The organism is Staphylococcus sp. EG-SA-10, assembly GCF_017151945.1.
GTDB lineage: Bacteria > Bacillota > Bacilli > Staphylococcales > Staphylococcaceae > Staphylococcus > Staphylococcus aureus.
This window is the reverse complement of record NZ_JACVZJ010000010.1, coordinates 51,153-65,746: the sequence shown is the minus strand read 5'-3', so window position 1 is coordinate 65,746 and position 14,594 is coordinate 51,153. Positions and strand designations below refer to the sequence as shown.

Here is a 14,594-nt window from a genome sequence, read left to right as displayed (position 1 = left end):
TTATATTTTCATCTTTTATTCTTAGTAATTCTAAGGTATCATTACACATAGGCGCACTTGTCTCCTTTAGTTTGGGTTTGGTCACTTTAAATTATAGAGGCAATTGCGCTTTTTGTGTATTAAAAAAAGCAGGAAGTTTTACCTTCCCACCATAAAAGATGAAGAACCTTAATTATTGAACAATAACACCCTTCGTATTGTAAGGTTTATTTTGTTTTAAAATATCATTATAAATATGTTTAATTCGAACTTCATTGTTTCCTTTTACATTTAATGCAAGTACAACTACATACTTATCATTATAGTAAACAGTAAAGACTTGTCCAAAGAATCCCCCGTTAAGTCTATTCAATGTTGGCTTAGCATAGAAACCATATCGATATTCATCTGGATACTGTTTCGTACCAAACTCATGTAATAATGGATTGGTTATTTTAGGACTGAATAATTTATATTGTTGTATTTGAGTAATTAATTTACCCATATCTGTTGGTGTCATATATAAATTACCTGCACCATAGTATTGGTCCAAAATATTAGGTCTTAAGAACGAAAGTCCTGTACTATTATAAGCATAACCTTTTGCTAGATATTTTTTAAAAGGTTGTTCATCATAAAATGCTGTGTGCTGAAGTTTTAATGGATCCCCTATTTTTGTATAGTAATTCTCGGCATATGATTTGCCGGTAACTTCTTCGATAACTTTAGCTAGCACTAAATAATTCCCATCATTATACATATGCTTTTTGTATTTCTTAGGATCAATGCCACGTTTTTGAATCGCTTTAACTGCTTGATCTAAGTTTTTATAATCTTTTGAGGATTTATATTTATATAATCCACTTTGATGCAACATCAAATCTTTCAATGGGATAGGCTTAGATGTTTTAAACCATGGAAGGTATTTACTTACTGGATCATTGATATTTATTTTATGTTCTTCTTCTAACTGTTTTAACAGTAACCCTGTTGAAAATTTTTGAGCTGAACCTATTAAAAACATCGTATTCGGTGTGTTTTTAATACCTTTTTCAAAATCTTGATATCCATAACCTTTACTCATTTTCAATTTGCCATTTTCATATATAGCTACTGAACCGTTAAATAATGAACTTTGTAAATACTTGTCAATTTTCTTATATTTAGGATCCTTGCTATTATATACTTCTTTTAGTTTAGACGGCGCAACCTTTTCCTTATTACGATCTACTAAATATTTTTCATTGTCTGATAATTTTGTTTCCTTATGTATTGGTTCTATAGAATGTGTCTTCGTCTGTAATCGATGAAAAATTAACGCTATAGAAATAATGATAAATAATAGTACACACACATGTATAACTAGTTTTACTTTATTAAATTTCATTTGATAATAGCCTCACAATGTATTCATTATATATTTAAATAGTTAAAACTTTGAACCTAGATTCCTAATAATACAACTTACAAAAATTAATTTATCATTCATTTATGCTTTACGCTACATAGTAATAAGTTTTTCTAATATGTTATCTATACAACAAAATTAATTATACCTTATCACTTTGTATAAATCACTCGAATTTATATTACGCCTTTAAATTTTTTAAGACATCATACTAAAGTCGCATTATATTTTTAAAAATGCTTTTTGATTTTAACAAAACATTCAAATTACAAGGAACTTTGACATAACATTTGTATTTTTTACTATAAAGTACTACAATTTAAGGCTATAATGTATTAGTAATGAAGTTGTATAAATATCGTTCAACTAATTATATTTTAAAATTATGATTATGATTTAACAAAAATTTAATATAGGAGCATCAATCATGAATAAATTTGTAAAATACTTTTTGATCCTTCTAGCATTGGTTCTCATTGTTGTTCCAATAGTCTTCGCTACGTTACTTTTTAAAACGTCCCAAGATGCATTCGAATCTTCTCAAGACAGCAAAAATGCTAATCGTCAATCCAATTTAAGAGATAATAAAGTCAATCCCGAAGAACAACCTATCTCTATTCTTTTCTTAGGTATCGATGATAACGATGGAAGAAGAAAAAAAGGACAGGATGCTGAACACTCTAGATCAGACGCTATGATTTTAACTACTTTTAATCAATCAAAACATCAAATTAGAATGCTTAGTATTCCACGTGATACTATCAGCTACATTCCTAAAGTTGGCTATTACGATAAGATTACCCATGCACATGCATATGGTGGTCCAATTGCCGCAATGGATTCGGTAGAAGCTACCATGAATGTACCTGTTGATTATTATGTGAGAGTCAATATGAAAGCATTTGTCGAGGCTGTAAATGAGCTTGGTGGCATATACTATGATGTGCCATACGACTTAAATGAACCTAACACAGATGATACTGGTAAGATTAAAATTAAAAAAGGGTACCAAAAATTAAATGGTGATGAGGCTTTAGCAGTTGCTAGAACTAGACATCATGATTCAGATTTGAAACGTGGACAACGTCAAATGGAATTAATTAAGATTTTATTCCAAAAAGCACAGGAAGTGGATTCTATTGATAAACTTGATAATGTGATTCAAATTGTAGGTAAAAATGCTAAGCATAATTTAACTAACTCTGAAATTAAAGCTTTAGCTAAAATGTACTTAACAAATGATGTTGAAATTAAAACAGCACAACTAAAAGGTAAAGATGATATGTTAAATGGTATTTACTATTATCATCCAAGCGTTGAAAGCATTCAAAAATATGCTAACTTACTTCGTAATGATTTAGAATTATCACCTATCAATGATAAAAATGATTTCTTAGATCAACGTGTTATCAACCATTATGGTTCATTAATACCATTAACGCCTTTAGATAGTAGTTTATTGAGAAAAGAACAAAATGATACGACAGATAAAGATAAATCTTCGAATAATACTGACGACAGTATTAATAGTAATAACAACAATGGTGCCAATAATCAGCAACAACCTACTACGGGTCAAAACACTAACCAAGATCAAGGTAATATTCAACAAACGCCACAAGCTTCAAATAACCAAAATGGTGTTGTAAACTAATATTATATGACGATTAACATTTACTATTTATGAAAGGAGCATCATACATGAGTAGAAAAACATACGAAAAGATTGCAAATATAAATGGGATGTTTAATATGTTAGAACAACAAATTATTCATAGCCAAGATATGGCTCATTTTAGAAGTGAATTTTTTTACGTCAATCATGAGCATCGAGAAAACTATGAAGCACTCCTAATTTATTACAAAAATAGTATCGAGAATCCTATTGTAGATGGTGCATGTTATATTTTAGCCCTACCTGAAATTTTCAATAGTGTAGATGTTTTCGAATCAGAGTTACCATTTTCATGGGTATATGATGAAAATGGCATTACCGAAACAATGAAATCACTTAGTATTCCATTACAATATTTAGTCGCAGCAGCTTTAGAAGTGACAGATGTGAATATATTTAAACCTTCTGGGTTTACAATGGGAATGAATAATTGGAATATTGCTCAAATGCGAATCTTTTGGCAATATACAGCAATTATTAGAAAAGAAGCACTATAACATTAATAATTAATTAGCTATAAAGATGATTCATATGAATCATCTTTATAGCTTTTTTATGTCTAATTATTTTTGAGGAAAATAACAATCGTTATTCTATGTTATTATTAGTAAATTAAATGTAAATGATTTTGTTAGGATATGGAGGAATTTTATGTTTTCAAAAGTAAACAATCAAGAGATGTTAGAAGATTGCTTCTATATAAGAAAGAAAGTGTTTGTAGAAGAACAAGGCGTCCCAGAGGAAATTGAAATTGATGAATATGAATCTGAATCTATTCACCTCATTGGATATGATAATGGACAGCCAGTTGCCACAGCTCGTATACGCCCTATTAATGAAACAACTGTCAAAATAGAACGAGTGGCTGTGACAAAATCACATCGTGGACAAGGAATGGGTAGAATGCTTATGCAAGCTGTAGAATCATTAGCTAAAGATGAAGGTTTTTACGTAGCTACTATGAATGCCCAATGTCATGCTATCCCATTTTATGAAAGTTTAAACTTTAAAATGAGAGGTAATATATTTCTTGAGGAAGGCATCGAGCATATTGAAATGACAAAAAAGTTAACCTCGCTTAATTAAAAAAAGTTGTATCTATTTTAGAAACATTTGTAATAAACCAATTCTTAAATTGACATCAATTCTATTTGATTTGTCACGTCACCATTGAGATTCAAAATTTTTTTCATTTTTTTACAGTGAAAATGTAAATTAAGAGTATATTACAAATTGGTTAAATACGCACAGGTATATAAAACAGGTACTATAATGTTAGTAATAATTAATAAATGTTAGGAGTAATAAATAGAATGGCGAAAAAATTCAATTACAAACTACCATCAATGGTTGCATTAACGCTTGTAGGTTCAGCAGTCACTGCACATCAAGTTCAAGCAGCTGAGACGACACAAGATCAAACTACTAATAAAAACGTTTTAGATAGTAATAAAGTTAAAGCAACTACTGAACAAGCAAAGGCTGAGGTAAAAAATCCAACGCAAAACATTTCTGGCACTCAAGTATATCAAGACCCTGCTATTGTCCAACCAAAAACAGCAAATAACAAAACAGGCAATGCTCAAGTAAGTCAAAAAGTTGATACTGCACAAGTAAATGGTGACACTCGTGCTAATCAATCAGCGACTACAAATAATACGCAGCCTGTTGCAAAGTCAACAAGCACTACAGCACCTAAAACTAACACTAATGTTTCAAATGCTGGTTATAGTTTATTTGATGATGAAGATGATAATTCAGAAAATCAAATTAATCCAGAATTAATTAAATCAGCTGCTAAACCTGCAGCTCTTGAAACGCAATATAAAGCCGCAACACCTAAAGCTGCAACTACAACAGCACCTAAAGCTAAAACTGAAGCGACACCTAAAGTAACTACTTTTAGCGCTTCAGCACAACCAAGATCAGTTGCTGCAACACCAAAAACGAGTTTGCCAAAATATAAACCACAAGTAAACTCTTCAATTAACGATTACATTCGTAAAAATAACTTAAAAGCACCTAAGATTGAAGAAGATTATACATCTTACTTCCCTAAATACGCATACCGTAACGGTGTTGGGCGTCCTGAAGGTATCGTAGTTCATGATACAGCTAATGATCGTTCGACGATAAATGGTGAAATTAGTTATATGAAAAACAACTATCAAAACGCATTCGTACATGCATTTGTTGATGGGGATCGTATAATCGAAACAGCACCAACGGATTACTTATCTTGGGGTGTCGGTGCAGTCGGTAACCCTAGATTCATCAATGTTGAAATCGTTCATACACACGATTATGCTTCATTTGCACGTTCAATGAATAACTATGCTGACTATGCAGCTACACAATTGCAATATTATGGTTTGAAACCTGATAGTGCTGAATATGATGGAAATGGTACAGTATGGACTCACTACGCTGTAAGTAAATATTTAGGTGGTACGGACCATGCCGATCCACATGGATATTTAAGAAGTCATAATTATAGTTATGATCAACTATATGACTTAATTAATGAAAAATACTTAATAAAAATGGGTAAAGTGGCGCCATGGGGTACGCAATCTACAACTACCCCTACTACACCATCAAAACCAACAACACCGTCGAAACCATCGACACCATCAACTGGTAAATTAACTGTTGCTGCAAACAATGGTGTTGCTCAAATTAAACCGACAAATAGTGGCTTATATACTACTGTTTACGACAAAACTGGTAAAGCAACTAATGAAGTTCAAAAAACATTTGCTGTATCTAAAACAGCTACATTAGGTAATCAAAAATTCTATCTTGTTCAAGATTACAATTCTGGTAATAAATTTGGTTGGGTTAAAGAAGGCGATGTGGTTTACAACACAGCTAAATCACCTGTAAATGTAAATCAATCATATTCAATCAAACCTGGTACGAAACTTTATACGGTACCTTGGGGTACATCTAAACAAGTTGCTGGTAGCGTGTCTGGCTCTGGAAACCAAACATTTAAGGCTTCAAAGCAACAACAAATTGATAAATCAATTTATTTATATGGCTCTGTGAATGGTAAATCTGGTTGGGTAAGTAAAGCATATTTAGTTGATACTGCTAAACCTACGCCTACACCAACACCTAAGCCATCAACACCTACAACAAATAATAAATTAACAGTTTCATCATTAAACGGTGTTGCTCAAATTAATGCTAAAAACAATGGCTTATTCACTACAGTTTATGACAAAACTGGTAAGCCAACGAAAGAAGTTCAAAAAACATTTGCTGTAACAAAAGAAGCAAGTCTAGGTGGAAACAAATTCTACTTAGTTAAAGATTACAATAGTCCAACTTTAATTGGTTGGGTTAAACAAGGTGACGTTATTTATAACAATGCAAAATCACCTGTAAATGTAATGCAAACATATACAGTAAAACCAGGCACTAAATTATATTCAGTACCTTGGGGTACTTATAAACAAGAAGCTGGTGCGGTATCTGGTACAGGTAACCAAACTTTTAAAGCGACTAAGCAACAACAAATTGATAAATCTATCTATTTATATGGAACTGTAAATGGTAAATCCGGTTGGGTAAGTAAAGCATATTTAGCTGTACCTGCCGCACCTAAAAAAGCTGTTGCACAACCAAAAACAGCTGTAAAAGCTTATGCTGTTACTAAACTTCAAACGACTCAAACAGTTAGCAAAATTGCGCAAGTTAAACCAAACAACACTGGTATTCGTGCTTCTGTTTATGAAAAAACAGCGAAAAACGGCGCAAAATATGCGGATCGTACATTCTATGTGACAAAAGAACGTGCTCATGGTAATGAAACATACGTATTATTAAATAATACAAGTCATAATATTCCATTAGGTTGGTTCAATGTAAAAGACTTAAATGTTCAAAACTTAGGCAAAGAAGTTAAAACAACTCAAAAATATACTGTTAATAAATCAAATAACGGCTTATCAATGGTTCCTTGGGGTACTAAAAACCAAGTCATTTTAACAGGCAATAACATTGCTCAAGGTACATTTAATGCAACGAAACAAGTATCTGTAGGCAAAGATGTGTATTTATACGGTACTATTAATAACCGCACTGGTTGGGTAAATGCAAAAGATTTAACTGCACCAACTGCTGTTAAACCAACTACATCAGCTGCCAAAGATTATAACTACACTTATGTAATTAAAAATGGTAATGGTTATTACTATGTAACACCAAATTCTGATACAGCTAAATACTCATTAAAAGCATTTAATGAACAACCATTCGCAGTTGTTAAAGAACAAGTCATTAATGGACAAACTTGGTACTATGGTAAATTATCTAACGGTAAATTAGCATGGATTAAATCAACTGATTTAGCTAAAGAATTAATTAAGTATAATCAAACAGGTATGACATTAAACCAAGTTGCTCAAATACAAGCTGGTTTACAATATAAACCACAAGTACAACGTGTACCAGGTAAGTGGACAGATGCTAACTTTAATGATGTTAAGCATGCAATGGATACGAAGCGTTTAGCTCAAGATCCAGCATTAAAATATCAATTCTTACGCTTAGACCAACCACAAAATATTTCTATTGATAAAATTAATCAATTCTTAAAAGGTAAAGGTGTATTAGAAAACCAAGGTGCTGCATTTAACAAAGCTGCTCAAATGTATGGCATTAATGAAGTTTATCTTATCTCACATGCCCTATTAGAAACAGGTAACGGTACTTCTCAATTAGCAAAAGGTGCAGATGTAGTGAACAACAAAGTTGTAACTAACTCTAACACGAAATACCATAACGTATTTGGTATTGCTGCATATGATAACGATCCTTTACGTGAAGGTATTAAATATGCTAAACAAGCTGGTTGGGACACAGTATCAAAAGCAATCGTTGGTGGTGCTAAATTCATCGGCAACTCATATGTAAAAGCTGGTCAAAATACGCTTTACAAAATGAGATGGAATCCTGCACATCCAGGAACACACCAATATGCAACAGATGTAGATTGGGCTAACATCAATGCTAAAATCATCAAAGGCTACTATGATAAAATTGGCGAAGTCGGCAAATACTTCGACATCCCACAATATAAATAAGCAACATGAACATAGGATCAAAAGTCATCCTCCCCACTATCAATCATGGGGGATGACCTTTGATCCCTTTTTTATACATACACAAGCAAAAATAGCGGTGATTGTTTACCATCAATTTTAACAATCACCGCTACTTTTGCTTGTAATTCATGATTCAATTTTTGTTGTGTGCACAATGACACTAAATTATGTGTTTGCTATTGCCGTGTTACAATGAAATGCGTCGTTGATTTAACTTATCAAGTAATTGATTTAAATTATCTAATTCGACTTCCGATAAACATTGACATCTTGCTTCAATCAATTCGCAACGTGCATTATTTATTTGTGAAATTAATGTACGTGCTTGATCAGTCAAAATTAATTCTTTACATCTTAAATCTTCGCTAGATTGTTGACTTGTGATGTACCCTTTCAAAACTAATTTCTTAATCCACCTTGAAACTATAGATTGTTCCCTGCTAATCTTCACCGTCAAATCATACTGTGATAAGCGATCGTAATTAAATAAAATACGGAGAAGTTCTAGCTGTTCAGATGTGATATCCGTGCGTTGTCCAAATCTTCTATTCACTAAGTTTAAGTCATTGTTAGTCAGTGTAATAAGTTTTTCAAGTTGTTTATACATGTTGTTCTACTCCACTACATATTATTTATAATATTATATGCTTTTTTTATAATTTTTACAATACTATTCGACACAATAGACAAATTTGTTGCATAACTAATACAAAATATAATAAATTAGTAAGAGTCTTATGGACATAAAGGAGATAAAATATGACTTCATTAAAAGAGAGAGATTATTTTTTTGACAACGCAAGAGCAATTTTAATATTATTAGTCGTATTTGGACATATGTTACAACCCTACACTAGTGGCGATAAATATTTATCAGCATTATACCTAGTTATTTATAGTTTCCATATGCCAACATTTTTGTTTATATCTGGTTATTTCGCGAAAAATATTGATAAACCATACTATTTAGAAAAAATTTCAAAACGTTTGATAGTACCTTATATGATATTTTTTGCATTCTTTTCAATATATTATTTCTTAACAGGTAAAAGTGACGAATTACAACTTGATCCTTTTAACCCAGTATTTGCGTTATGGTTTTTGATCACGCTATTTTTCTTTCATGTCATTTTAGTAATAGTTAGAAGACTTAATCCATATAAAGTGCTATCGGTTTCAATTATTATATCTATTGGAGCAGGTTTTTCAGATAACATCGATAGCTACTTAAGCATTTCAAGGACAATCGTATTTTTCCCAATATTTTACCTAGGTTACATTTTCACCAAAAAACATACGGCTATTTTTAAAAATAAAAAACTAATACCATTATCTATCATTACCTTTATTTTGTTTTTTATCATTTACGTGATTCATCCTATCAATGCAGATTGGTTATTAGGAAGTTCACCATATACTTCACTTGAAAATGAAGGACAGAGTGTATTCAGTCCTTTTAAACGACTTATATTATATGGAATTATATTAATCGCAATGACTGCGTTTCTAAATTTAATGTCAACAAAGAAAAAATTATATACTTATATTGGTAGTCGTACGCTATACGTATATTTATTACATGGTTTAATTATTGGCATTGTTAGAGGATTTGAATGGTACCCATTCGATAATCCTATATCATTAATGACGTATCTTTATTTAATAAGTATATCTGTAATCATCGTATATGTATTATCTACAAACTTTGTTTGTAAATGGACAAATCCAATAATTAATTTACAAAGACCATCACAGTTTAAAGACTCATAATTATTTAATGTCTAAGTACATTAACTGTAACCACTTCATTCATTTTGAAAAGTAGTTACTACAGTGTATTTAGACATTTTTCGTTTTTCAAATAAAGCTTAAGTAATTTACCCTTTTTTGCTTTAAAAGTATGTTATGATATTATTAATTTCTAAATTTTTAGACAATATTTGATTTATATTTGAGGTGTCACGATGAAACTTTCTTTAAACTCTAATTCTAAATTTTTAAGAGCACCAAGCATTCGTCAATTTTCAAACCGCATGAAAGGACTTGATGATTGTGTTAATTTAACTATTGGCCAACCAGACTTCCCTTTGCCTGATGTTGTGAAAAAGGCATATGTTGATGCTATTAACAATGACAAGACATCATACTCTCACAATAAAGGGTTATTAGAAACTCGCGAAGCAATTAGTCAATACTTCAAAAATCGTTATCATTTTTCCTATGATCCTGAAGAAATTATTGTGACAAATGGAGCAAGTGAAGCAATAGACACAACGTTACGTTCTATCATAGACCCTGGAGATGAAATTATAATACCGGGACCAATTTATGCAGGCTACATACCACTCATCGAAGTACTAGGTGGTAAACCAATTTATATTGATACAACAGCAACACAATTCAAAATTACACCTGATGCGTTAGAAAGTCATATTTCTCCAAAGACAAAAGCTGTCTTGTTAAATTATCCGACTAATCCAACTGGCGTAGTTTTAAAAAGAAATGAAGTTTTAAATATCGTAAATGTATTAAAAAAATATCCGATATTTATTATTAGCGATGAGATTTATGCTGAAAATACATTTAGTGGTAAACATGTATCCTTCGCTGAATTTGAAGACATTCGTGATCAATTAATATTAATTGGTGGTTTAAGTAAATCACACTCAGCAACCGGAATAAGAATTGGTTTTCTATTAGGACCTCAATATTTGATTGATAAATTAACATTTATGCACGCCTATAATTGTATTTGTGCCAATGTTCCAGCTCAAATAGCATGTATAACAGCACTTAACGAAGGATTAGAAGCTCCTAAATATATGAATGAAGCTTATGTAGAACGAAGAAATTATTTAGTATCCGAATTAACTAAATTAGGTTTTGAGATTACTGCTCAACCTGAAGGCGCGTTTTATATTTTTCCAAGTATTAAGCATATCACCGATGACGATTTCGAATTTTGTGTTGATTTACTTGAATCAACACATTTAGCAATCGTTCCAGGCTCATCCTTTACAGAATTCGGTAAAGGATTTGTGAGGATTTCCTATGCTTATGAAATGGATGTTTTAAAAGAAGGTATGAAGAGACTTGCTAAATATTTAAATACTAAATAAAAATGATATGTTGAACTGGACGTCGTGAACTAAATTCATAGTACGTTCAGTTTTTTATATTCTATAAGTTTTAAATAATACTATAAAGAGACTGTAAATACTACCGAGTTATATTCCTCTCCTTTAAACACCTCACTCAAAATGATTCTATCAAAAGCTTTTAATATGCTAACTTATAATTGTTCTTCGAAACTTAAGCACTCAAATAATATATCACCATTCATATTAAACTACCTTTCGCCAAACAATTATTATTCAAACGTTACTATTTATTATTATAAACAAATACTTTCCCTTCGCTCTCAATTCCTTTCTTATTTATTCTTTTAGATAAATGCAAACAATTGACGACCTTATCAATTTAACTCAATCGAATAAAGTATAATACAATTCAATTTTAATTCCCTTAATGTTTTTGTAAACTCTAATCTTTACAAAAACTTTTTAATTTATTTATATATTCTTATTGACTTAAAAATTTTTAGTGTTATATTTAACTTATAAATAAATTTTTTGGAGGTTTTTAGATGAAAGGTAAATTTTTAAAAGTTAGTTCTTTATTCGTTGCAACTTTGACAACAGCGACACTTGTGAGTTCTCCAGCAGCAAATGCGTTATCTTCAAAAGCTATGGACAATCATCCACAACAAACGCAAACAGACAAACAGCAAACACCTAAGATTCAAAAAGGCGGTAACCTTAAACCATTAGAACAACGTGAACACGCAAATGTTATATTACCAAATAACGATCGTCACCAAATTACAGATACAACGAATGGTCATTATGCACCCGTAACTTATATTCAAGTTGAAGCACCTACTGGTACATTTATTGCTTCCGGTGTAGTTGTAGGTAAAGATACTCTTTTAACAAATAAACACGTCGTAGATGCTACGCACGGTGATCCTCATGCTTTAAAAGCATTCCCTTCTGCAATTAACCAAGACAATTATCCAAATGGTGGTTTCACTGCTGAACAAATCACTAAATATTCAGGCGAAGGTGATTTAGCAATAGTTAAATTCTCCCCTAATGAGCAAAACAAACATATTGGCGAAGTAGTTAAACCAGCAACAATGAGTAATAATGCTGAAACACAAGTTAACCAAAATATTACTGTAACAGGATATCCAGGTGATAAACCTGTCGCAACAATGTGGGAAAGTAAAGGAAAAATAACATACTTAAAAGGTGAAGCAATGCAATATGATTTAAGTACAACTGGTGGTAACTCTGGATCACCTGTATTTAATGAGAAAAATGAAGTGATTGGAATTCATTGGGGCGGTGTACCAAATGAATTTAATGGTGCAGTATTTATTAACGAAAATGTGCGCAACTTCTTAAAACAAAATATTGAAGATATCAATTTTGCCAACGATGACCAACCTAATAATCCAGATAACCCTGACAACCCTAACAACCCAGATGAACCAAATAACCCTGACAATCCTAACAACCCAGACCAACCTAATAATCCAGATAACCCTAACAATCCTGACAACCCTAACAACCCAGACGAACCAAATAACCCTGATAACCCTGATAATACAGACAATGGCGATAACAATAATTCAGACAACCCTGACGCTGCATAAACTTCATCTTAATTTGGATTTAATAAATAGAAGCAAAGACTTAGCAACGCAAAATATTTTGACTTAAATGGAGGGTATTATATGAATAGTTCATATAAATCTAGAGTATTCAATATTATAAGCATCATAATGGTTTCAATGCTTATTTTATCACTAGGCGCATTTGCTAATAGCAATAAAGCCAAAGCTGATTCACACTCTAAACAGCTAGAAATTAATGTTAAGAGTGACAAAGTACCTCAAAAAGTAAAAGATCTAGCACAACAACAATTTGCTGGTTATGCTAAAGCATTAGATAAACAAAGTAATGCAAAGACTGGTAAATATGAACTTGGCGAAGCTTTTAAAATTTATAAATTTAATGGTGAAGAAGATAATAGTTACTATTATCCAGTTATAAAAGACGGTAAAATTGTTTATACTTTAACACTTAGCCCTAAAAATAAAGATGATTTAAACAAATCAAAAGAAGACATGAATTACAGTGTTAAAATTTCAAACTTCATCGCTAAAGATTTAGACCAAATTAAAGATAAAAATTCAAATATCACTGTTCTTACTGATGAAAAAGGATTTTATTTTGAAGAAGATGGCAAAGTTAGATTAGTAAAAGCTACGCCACTACCTGGTAATGTAAAAGAAAAAGAAAGTGCTAAAACAGTTTCAGCAAAATTGAAACAAGAATTAAAAAATACAGTAACACCTACTAAAGTTGAAGAAAACGAAGCGATACAAGAAGATCAAGTTCAATATGAAAACACATTAAAAAACTTCAAAATTAGAGAACAACAATTCGATAACTCATGGTGTGCAGGATTTAGTATAGCAGCATTATTAAATGCAACTAAAAATACAGACACTTATAATGCACATGATATTATGCGTACATTATACCCTGAAGTAAGTGAGCAAGACCTTCCTAATTGCTCAACATTCCCTAATCAAATGATTGAATACGGTAAATCACAAGGCAGAGATATTCATTATCAAGAAGGCGTACCATCATATGAACAAGTTGATCAACTTACAAAAGATAATGTAGGAATTATGATTCTTGCACAAAGTGTATCTCAAAACCCTAATGACCCACATTTAGGACATGCCCTAGCAGTTGTTGGTAATGCTAAAATTAATGACCAAGAAAAACTTATCTACTGGAATCCTTGGGATACAGAATTATCAATCCAAGATGCAGATTCAAGCCTATTACATTTATCATTCAATCGTGATTATAACTGGTATGGTTCAATGATAGGTTACTAAAAAGTAATATAGATATTGATTAAAGGCAGGTAAAACTATGTATCAACTACAATTTATAAATTTAGTTTACGACACAACCAAACTCACACATCTAGAACAAACCAATATCAATTTATTTATTGGTAATTGGAGTAATCATCAATTACAAAAATCAATTTGTATACGTCATGGCGATGATACAAGTCACAATCAATATCATATTCTTTTTATAGATACGGCACATCAACGCATTAAATTTTCATCTATTGATAATGAAGAAATCATTAATATTCTTGATTATGATGATACACAGCATATCCTCATGCAAACGTCATCCAAACAAGGTATTGGCACTTCGCGACCAATCGTTTATGAGCGCTTAGTATAACTAATTTAAATGGTTTCACTTCATAAAGCGGGTTGGCGAGAATTCAATTTCTCACCAGCTCGTTTTTT

General features: G+C 31.4%; 12 protein-coding genes. 9 read left to right on the top strand and 3 right to left on the bottom strand.

Going from position 1 to position 14,594, the window contains the following annotated elements; translation table 11 throughout:
• Positions 1-172 precede the first annotated feature (172 nt).
• Positions 173-1,366, bottom strand: a complete 1,194-nt coding sequence (fmtA, locus tag IDG45_RS09030) for a teichoic acid D-Ala esterase FmtA (protein ID WP_000671261.1) — start codon at positions 1,364-1,366, stop codon at positions 173-175.
• Positions 1,367-1,814: 448 nt separating this feature from the next.
• Between fmtA and IDG45_RS09025 the strand changes: the two genes are divergently transcribed.
• The 4 genes from IDG45_RS09025 to atl all read left to right on the top strand — a co-directional run bounded on the left by IDG45_RS09025 (position 1,815) and on the right by atl (position 8,155).
• Complete coding sequence (locus IDG45_RS09025; protein WP_031927448.1) at positions 1,815-3,041, top strand: polyisoprenyl-teichoic acid--peptidoglycan teichoic acid transferase; 1,227 nt, start codon at positions 1,815-1,817, stop codon at positions 3,039-3,041.
• Positions 3,042-3,088: 47 nt separating this feature from the next.
• Complete coding sequence (locus IDG45_RS09020) at positions 3,089-3,559, top strand: osmotic stress response protein (RefSeq protein ID WP_000088437.1); 471 nt, start codon at positions 3,089-3,091, stop codon at positions 3,557-3,559.
• A gap of 154 nt (positions 3,560-3,713) precedes the next feature.
• A complete protein-coding gene (locus IDG45_RS09015) occupies positions 3,714-4,148 on the top strand; it encodes a GNAT family N-acetyltransferase (RefSeq protein WP_042908128.1) in 435 nt (144 codons plus the stop codon).
• 227 nt (positions 4,149-4,375) lie between these two features.
• Complete coding sequence (gene atl / locus IDG45_RS09010) at positions 4,376-8,155, top strand: bifunctional autolysin (RefSeq protein ID WP_206171598.1); 3,780 nt, start codon at positions 4,376-4,378, stop codon at positions 8,153-8,155.
• 71 nt (positions 8,156-8,226) lie between these two features.
• On the opposite strand, the gene IDG45_RS09005 is transcribed toward atl, so the two are convergent.
• Together IDG45_RS09005 and IDG45_RS09000 are read right to left on the bottom strand one after the other, a co-directional pair.
• Positions 8,227-8,337: a hypothetical protein gene (locus tag IDG45_RS09005; protein ID WP_001788579.1), complete on the bottom strand. Its 111-nt coding sequence runs from the start codon at positions 8,335-8,337 to the stop codon at positions 8,227-8,229.
• A 26-nt stretch (positions 8,338-8,363) separates the two neighbouring features.
• Positions 8,364-8,783 carry a MarR family transcriptional regulator gene (locus IDG45_RS09000; protein WP_111063825.1) on the bottom strand — a complete coding sequence of 140 codons (420 nt, stop codon included), beginning with the start codon at positions 8,781-8,783 and terminating at the stop codon, positions 8,364-8,366.
• A 152-nt stretch (positions 8,784-8,935) separates the two neighbouring features.
• Between IDG45_RS09000 and IDG45_RS08995 the strand changes: the two genes are divergently transcribed.
• From IDG45_RS08995 to sspC, 5 genes are all read left to right on the top strand, one after another.
• Positions 8,936-9,946, top strand: a complete 1,011-nt coding sequence (locus IDG45_RS08995; protein ID WP_046463039.1) for an acyltransferase family protein — start codon at positions 8,936-8,938, stop codon at positions 9,944-9,946.
• Between the two features lie 194 nt (positions 9,947-10,140).
• The gene (locus IDG45_RS08990; protein WP_000777561.1) at positions 10,141-11,295 is read left to right on the top strand and encodes an aminotransferase class I/II-fold pyridoxal phosphate-dependent enzyme; all 1,155 of its coding nucleotides are present in this window, start codon (positions 10,141-10,143) and stop codon (positions 11,293-11,295) included.
• Positions 11,296-11,822: 527 nt separating this feature from the next.
• Positions 11,823-12,896 (top strand): Glu-specific serine endopeptidase SspA, encoded by a 1,074-nt coding sequence (gene sspA, locus IDG45_RS08985; RefSeq protein WP_042908125.1) that lies wholly within the window; start codon positions 11,823-11,825, stop codon positions 12,894-12,896.
• 81 nt (positions 12,897-12,977) lie between these two features.
• Entirely contained in the window at positions 12,978-14,159 is a 1,182-nt protein-coding gene (gene sspB / locus IDG45_RS08980; RefSeq protein WP_001089098.1) for a cysteine protease staphopain B, read from the top strand.
• A gap of 37 nt (positions 14,160-14,196) precedes the next feature.
• Positions 14,197-14,526, top strand: a complete 330-nt coding sequence (gene sspC, locus IDG45_RS08975; protein WP_206171594.1) for a staphostatin B — start codon at positions 14,197-14,199, stop codon at positions 14,524-14,526.
• Positions 14,527-14,594 lie beyond the last annotated feature (68 nt).